At 70.7% G+C, this 6,613-nt stretch carries 6 protein-coding genes; 3 read left to right on the top strand and 3 right to left on the bottom strand.

Going from position 1 to position 6,613, the window contains the following annotated elements:
- The first annotated feature begins 372 nt into the window (after window positions 1–372).
- Window positions 373–561 (top strand): hypothetical protein, encoded by a 189-nt coding sequence (locus WYM_RS22330; RefSeq protein WP_237739457.1) that lies wholly within the window; start codon window positions 373–375, stop codon window positions 559–561.
- Window positions 562–606: 45 nt separating this feature from the next.
- On the opposite strand, the gene WYM_RS18590 is transcribed toward WYM_RS22330, so the two are convergent.
- Window positions 607–2,712 carry an acyl-CoA dehydrogenase gene (locus tag WYM_RS18590; protein WP_019182355.1) on the bottom strand — a complete coding sequence of 702 codons (2,106 nt, stop codon included), beginning with the start codon at window positions 2,710–2,712 and terminating at the stop codon, window positions 607–609.
- A gap of 156 nt (window positions 2,713–2,868) precedes the next feature.
- Complete coding sequence (locus WYM_RS21300; protein ID WP_019182354.1) at window positions 2,869–3,609, bottom strand: MinD/ParA family ATP-binding protein; 741 nt, start codon at window positions 3,607–3,609, stop codon at window positions 2,869–2,871.
- A gap of 101 nt (window positions 3,610–3,710) precedes the next feature.
- On the opposite strand from WYM_RS21300, the gene WYM_RS21295 reads away from it, so the two are divergent.
- Window positions 3,711–4,127, top strand: coding sequence for a hypothetical protein (locus WYM_RS21295; protein WP_019182353.1), 417 nt, complete (start codon window positions 3,711–3,713; stop codon window positions 4,125–4,127).
- A 344-nt stretch (window positions 4,128–4,471) separates the two neighbouring features.
- Here the strand turns inward: WYM_RS21295 and WYM_RS18580 are convergent, their stop codons facing one another.
- Window positions 4,472–6,175: a formate--tetrahydrofolate ligase gene (locus WYM_RS18580; protein WP_019182351.1), complete on the bottom strand. Its 1,704-nt coding sequence runs from the start codon at window positions 6,173–6,175 to the stop codon at window positions 4,472–4,474.
- Between the two features lie 195 nt (window positions 6,176–6,370).
- Between WYM_RS18580 and WYM_RS20815 the strand changes: the two genes are divergently transcribed.
- The gene (locus WYM_RS20815; RefSeq protein ID WP_083866284.1) at window positions 6,371–6,583 is read left to right on the top strand and encodes a GNAT family N-acetyltransferase; all 213 of its coding nucleotides are present in this window, start codon (window positions 6,371–6,373) and stop codon (window positions 6,581–6,583) included.
- The last annotated feature ends 30 nt before the right edge of the window (window positions 6,584–6,613 follow it).

Raw genomic sequence — 6,613 nt, 5'->3', positions numbered from 1 at the left:
TCGGACGGATCCGCGCAGCTGCGGACCCGTACCACGGGCCGACACGCCGCAGTTCAGCTGCACGTCACACCCTCGGTACCCCGGACGGCTACCCCCGGGCGCGTTACTCTGAAATGTCCGGGTTCGGTTCGAACCCCGCATCGCAGGAGGCAAGCCCCATGAAGATCGTCGCTTCGTCCGACTGGCGGGATTCCATCCCCTTCGACACCCTCGTCCTCGTCGCCGACATCGGTTCCGGGAGACCCGACCCGGTGCTTCACGTGCGGCACCGAGTCCGAGCCGCTGCCGCGCACCGAGCTGTGGGCGTTCAAGCACCGGCACCCCAAGAACCACGACGGGTACGTGCGCTTCTACTGCGCCGAGCACCGTCCCGTGATCCAGCGCCCCGTGGTCGCGACGCCCGTCGGCCGGGCGGCGTCGCGCCCCGCGTCGCGCCCGGCCGCGGAGCGCCGTCCGGCGAAGCCGACCGTCCCCGAGCGCCTGCGCGCGATGTGCCCGAACTGCTTCGTCGAGGTCTCGGCGACCGGCGAGTGCGGCATGTGCGGCTGGTCCGCCACCTGACCTTTCCTTCGCGAAGAGGGCGGGGACGGATGCCGCGGCCCGGCACTACTTCTTCTTGAGGGACTTCTCCGAGACCGGGGCGGTGCCCGACGCGGCGAGCGCGCGGTAGTACTCGCGCGCCTCGTGCTGCCGCTCGTGCTCAGCGCCTGAGGCGATGGGCGCCCGCACGTGCTCCGGGGCGAACCCGTAGGCGTCGACGAGGTCCTGCGCGTGGGGGCGCAGACGGCCGCAGAGGCGATCGATGTAGCGGGTGACGGCGGCCCCGCGGTGCGCCGAGAGCCGGCCGTTGATGAGGTACCAGGCGAGGTGCTTCTCGATCAGGTGCAGCCCGAAGAGGTCACGCAGCCACGTCAGCACCTGCTTCGTGCCGGCGTCGGAAATGCGGTTGATCCCGTCGGTGAACGCCTCCCACTGCAGCAGTTCCGCGTGAGCACGAGCCGCCTCGATGAGCTCGGCCTGGTGCGCGTTGAAGAGCGCGGCGGCCTCGGCGGGTGAGAGTTTGGATGCCGGACGCAGGGCGGCTGCGACATCCGCCACCATCTGCTGCACACGGCCGGCGAGCAGCTCGTGCTGCTGGTCCTCACGCAGCCCGAGCTCCACCGAGCGCGCCGTGGAGCCGAGATCCGCCACCGCCTGACCCAGCTGGCGCAGGCCCGCGCCGTGGAACAGCTTGCCCGCGGTGCTGCTCACGGCGAAGCGGGCGAGGGTCGCGGCATCCGCGCCCTTGAACTGCCGGGCGTAGTCGGCCAGCAGCCGCTTGCCGACCAGCTGCAGCAGCACGTTGTTGTCGCCCTCGAACGTCACGTAGACGTCGAGGTCCTGGTGAAGGCCGACCAGCCGGTTCTCGGCGAGGAAGCCCGATCCGCCGCACGCCTCGCGTGCCTCCTGGATCGTGTCGAGCGCGTTCCAGGTCGACAGGGGCTTGAGGGCGGCTGCGAGCGTCTCGAGGTTCTCGCGCTCGGCGGGGGTGTCCTTGCGCCCCGAGAAGACGCCGTCGAAGGTGCGCAGCAGCTCGTCGTGCGCGAAGAACTGCGCGTAGTTCTGGGCCAGCAGCGGCAGAAGGCGTCGCTGGTGCTTGCCGTAGTCGAGCAGCACGACCTCGTCGCTGCCGGTGCCCGAGTCGAACTGGCGGCGCTGGTTGGCGTAGGTCAGCGCGATGTACAGCGCGAGAGCGGTGCCCGTGGTCGCGGCGCCGTCGAGCGACACGCGGCCCTGGACCAACGCGCCGAGCATGGTGAAGAAGCGGCGGCCGGGGCTGGAGATGTCGGAGCTGTACGAACCGTCGGGGGCGACATCGCCGTAGCGGTTGAGCAGGTTCTCTCGCGGCACGCGCACGTGGTCGAAGTGCAGGCGGCCGTTGTCGATGCCGTTGAGGCCGCCCTTCACGCCGTCGTCCTCGCCGCCGATGCCGGGAAGGAAGTTCCCCTCCTCGTCGCGCAGCGGTACGAAGAAGCAGTGCACGCCGTAGTTCACGCCGCCCGTGATCAGCTGCGCGAACACCGTCGCTGCCTTGCCGTGCAGCGCCGCGTTGCCGAGGTAGTCCTTCCAGGCCCCGCGGAACGGGGTGTGGATGATGAACTCCTGGGTCTCGGGGTCGTAGGTGGCCGTCGTGCCGATGGCGGCGACATCCGATCCGTGGCCCGTCTCGGTCATCGCGAAGGCACCGGGGATCGACAGATCCATGACGCCCTTCAGCCACCTTTCGTGGTGGGTCTTGGTGCCCAGCTGGTGGATCGCCGAGCCGAACAGGCCCCACTGCACACCGGACTTGATCTGCAGGCTGGGGTCGGCCAGCACGAGCTCCTGGAAGCCGGCGAGGTTCGCGCCGTTGTTGTTCTCGCCGCCGTACTCCTCGGGGAACGCGCGTCGTGAGCCGCCGTGCTCGACGAGCAGGTGCAGCTGGGTCAGCACGCGCTCACGGTGCTCAGCCATGGGCTGTCCGTCGATGCGCCAGAACGCCGGATCCTTGATCATCTCGCGGGCGGTGCGGCGGGTGTCACCCCAGGTACCGAGCAGCAGATCTGTGACGGCGGCGATGTCGATGCGGGCCTCGTGCGCCTGCGCGGCGGTGTGCGCGGCGGTCGGAGCGCCACCGGCGGGCGTGCGCGTGCTGGTGGCGGGCTTCTTGGTGCGGACGGCGGCGTCGGCCATGGGGATCACCTTCGGGTCGCGAAAGGAAGAGTCGAGTCGCCTCGACGGTAGGACTTCCTACAACGACACGGCAAGCCGGTTGGCTGATCACCACAAAGGCCGGGCGGCGCGTTGTGACAACGGCTTGTACGGACCCGACAGCCGGAGCGCTCGGCCTCAGCGCAGACCGGCGGCTACCGCGGCGGTGACTTCCATCCACGCCTCGCGGCTCTGCTCGCTGAGGGCGTCGTAGTCGATCACATCTCCGCGGTCCAGAGCGACGTCGAACGGCACCGGCACGACCTTCCGCGTGAGCTCCCCCATGTGCTGGGTCAGACGCTTCTCGAGGTCGGGATGGCTCGTGGGCGAGGGATGGCTCATGACTGTCACGGCATTGCGCAGCTTCGCCTCGTGCCCGTGCGCGACCAGCGTGTCGGCCATCGACGCGAGAGTGCGGGCGCTGTCTTCCTTGACGATCGTGGTGAGCACGAGCACGTCGGCGGCGGCCACCGCCGACTGCCACGTGCCGGCCTTCGAGTTGTTGCCCGTGTCGACGATGATGACGCGGTACGAGCCGCTCAACGTGTCGTGGAGGAGGCCGAACGCCTGCTCGTCGATCACCTCGCTGTCGCCGTCGAGGCTCTGCGACGCCAGGACGTCGAACTTGTTGTCGCGCTGGCCGCGGACGAAGTCGATCAGATCGGCGGACGACAGCTGGCCCGGACGATCGTGCACGTGACGCAGCAGGTCGATGGCGGTGCGGTCGTGCGACGGGGCCGCAAGCGAGCGGATGCCGAGGGTGCCCTTGTACTCGTTGTTGTCCCACGCGAGCACGCTCCCACCCCTCACGCGCCCGAGCGTCGCGCCCAGCAGGTAGGTGGTGGTGGTCTTGCCGACGCCGCCCTTCTCGCCGATCACCGCGATCGTCTTCCGACCGCTGAAACCCCCGCTGGATGGTGTCGCGCCGGTCCCGCTTCGCCTGCTCCCGGGGTCCGGGCGCTAGGCGGAAGCCGATCCGGTTGAGCCCGCCGCGGAACCCCTCCGTCGCCGGCGCCGGCTCCTTCGGCTTCGCCGACTCGACGAAATCGCGGGCGGTGAGCAGGCGCGCGTCGCGCCTCGTGAGGGAGTGGTCGTCGGATGCCGCGGCCACCGGCGTCGTCGCCGCCACGGGCGTCTCGGCCACCGCAGCCGACGGCTCGGCCATGGTCGCCGGCGGCTCAGCCACCGGAACCGGAGGCTCGGCAACCGCAACCGGCGGCTCGGCGACCGCAGCCGGAGGCTCGGGCAGGGCGGGCGGGGTGACCGGCACCGCGGTGACCAGTTCGGAGCTCGTGGTCTCGACGCCCTCCTCGACCGAGCCGTCCGGCCCCACGATGAGTGCGCTGACGCCGTCGCTGCCGCTCGCGGCGACACGGACTTCACGCCCGTGCTGCTGAGCGACCTCCACGACGAGCGCGAGCACCGCCTCGCGGGCACCCGCGGCGTCGCGTGCCTTCACGGTGCGCAGCGCGCCGTCGACGGTGACCGATCCGGTGCCGTCGTCGTTGGTCACGACCGAGATGCGCGGTCGATCGGGGGTGGGGACGCGTTCGTTCACACGGGCTCCTTGGAGATGTAGCCGAAGTCGACGATCGTGGCAGGGAGGGGCACCCTCGGGGCTCGCGCCGGACGGCCCTGCCGATGAGATCTGAGATTCCACCGTATCCCGGCCCGCGTGGGCTCGACGGCCGGGCGCCGGCCGGCCCTGCGCCGGGGAGAGGTCATCGGGGTCGGGATTGCGTCAGAACAGGCCGACGATGGTGCCGTCGTCGGTGACGTCGATCGACTCGGCGGCCGGCACCGCGGGCAGGCCCGGCATGGTCATGATGTCGCCGCAGATCATCACGACGAACTCCGCCCCGGCAGCCAGGCGCACCTCGCGGATGTCGACGATGTGGCCCGTCGGCGCGCCTCGCAGCTTCGGATCGGTCGAGAACGAGTACTGGGTCTTTGCCACGCACACCGGCAGGTGCCCGTAGCCTTCGGCTTCCAAGCGCTTGATCTGTGCGCGGACCAGAGTCGATGCCGTGATGTCGGCGGCGCCGTACACCCGCGTCGCGATCGCCCTCATCTTGTGCCACAGGGATGCGTCGGACGGGTAGACGAAGCGCAGCGGTTCGACAGGCGCACCGACGAGTCCCGGAGCCTGTCGAAGGGCGCACAGGGCCACGACCTCCCGGGCGAGCTCCTCGGCCCCTGCACCGCCCTCGGCGAAGTGGCGCGCAGGCACGGCGCGCACACCCATCCCGGCCGCCCCGGCGATGAGCGCCTCGATCTCGGCCGGAGCATCCTCGGCGCGCTGGTTGATCGCGACGACGCACGGCAGGCCGAACACCTCGCGCACCGTGTGCACGTGCCGCTCGAGGTTGGCCAGTCCCTTCTCGAGCGCGGGCACGTCCTCGGTCGGCAGGTCGGCGACGGCCACGCCGCCGTGGTACTTCATCGCCCGGACCGTCGCGACGATCACGGCGGCCGCGGGGCGCAGTCCGGAGGACCGGCACAGGATGTCGACGAACTTCTCCGCGCCGAGATCAGCGCCGAAGCCGGCCTCGGTGACGACGTAGTCGGCCAGGCGCAGCGCCGAGGCGGTGGCGATGAGCGAATTGCAGCCGTGCGCGATGTTCGCGAACGGGCCGCCGTGCACGAAGGCGGGCGTGTGCTCGAGGGTCTGCACGAGATTGGGGGCGAGGGCGTCGCGCAGGAGCGCCGCCATCGCACCGTGCGCGCGGAGATCGCTCGCCCGGATCGGCGTGCGATCTCGGGTGTAGGCCACGACGATGCGGCCGAGCCGCTCCTTGAGGTCGGCGAGGCTCGTGGCGAGGCAGAAGATCGCCATCACCTCGCTCGCCACGACGATGTCGAAGCCCGATTCGCGCGGGTATCCGTTGCCGAGACCGCCGAGGCTCTGCACCACATCGCGCAGGGCGCGGTCGTTGACGTCGAGCACCCGCCGCCACGTGATGCGGCGCACGTCGATGCCGAGCTCGTTGCCGTGGTGGATGTGGTTGTCGATGAGCGCCGCGAGCAGGTTCGTCGCCACCGCTATCGCGGCGAAATCCCCGGTGAAGTGAAGGTTGATGTCTTCCATCGGCACGACCTGGGCGTAGCCGCCGCCAGCCGCGCCGCCCTTCATGCCGAACACGGGACCGAGCGCCGGCTCACGCAGGCAGATCATGGCGCGCTCGCCGATCCGCGTGAGCGCGTCGCCGAGTCCGACCGTCGTCGTGGTCTTCCCCTCGCCGGCCGGGGTGGGAGAGACCGCCGTCATGAGTACGAGCCTGCCGGGCGGACGATCGGCCAGCGTCGCGAGGTGCGAGAGCGCGACCTTGGCCTTGTACCTTCCGTACGGCACGATCGCGTCATCCGGGATGCCGAGGCCCGCCGCGATCTGCGTGACCGGTCGAAGGGTCGCCGCCTGGGCGATCTCGATGCTGCTGGGACTCATCCGCACCCCCTCGCGGGCGCCGTCGCCCGCGAGCGCCAGCCTACGGCGCGAGGTCGGACCCCGTCCCTAGACTCGGCGGATGGCTCAGACTCCGCGGGTGACGCTCGAACGATGGGGGTGCGGGCGACCTCGCGCTGCTCGAGCGCGCGAATACGCCGGAGATGACGGTCCACCTGGGCGGGCCGGAGTCGCCGGATCAGCTCCAGGAGCGTCAGGAGAGATACCTGCGCCTGTGGGAGGCCGACGACGCACGGATGTACCGGATCGAGGTCGACGGGGGAGCCGGCCGGCGGGATCGGCTACTGGAAGGTCGAGCACGACGGCACGCCCGCGTGGGAGACAGGGTGGAACGTCTTCCCCGAATGGCAGGGCCGCGGCGTCGCCCGCGCGGCGCTCGCGGCGAGGTGATCCGCGAGGTCGCGACCCGCGCCGAGCGCA

It is taken from the genome of Microbacterium yannicii PS01, from assembly GCF_000304335.1.
In the GTDB taxonomy this organism is placed as follows: Bacteria; Actinomycetota; Actinomycetes; order Actinomycetales; family Microbacteriaceae; genus Microbacterium; species Microbacterium yannicii_A.
The sequence above is the reverse complement of the archived record's forward strand: the minus strand, read 5'-3'. Positions and strand labels throughout refer to the sequence as shown.

Excerpts from the sequence above, each read along its gene's own strand:
- WYM_RS18590 (WP_019182355.1), bottom strand. The coding sequence starts at position 2,712 with ATGGCCGACGCCGCCGTCCGCACCAAGAAGCCCGCCACCAGCACGCGC.
- WYM_RS18580 (WP_019182351.1), bottom strand. The coding sequence starts at position 6,175 with ATGAGTCCCAGCAGCATCGAGATCGCCCAGGCGGCGACCCTTCGACCG.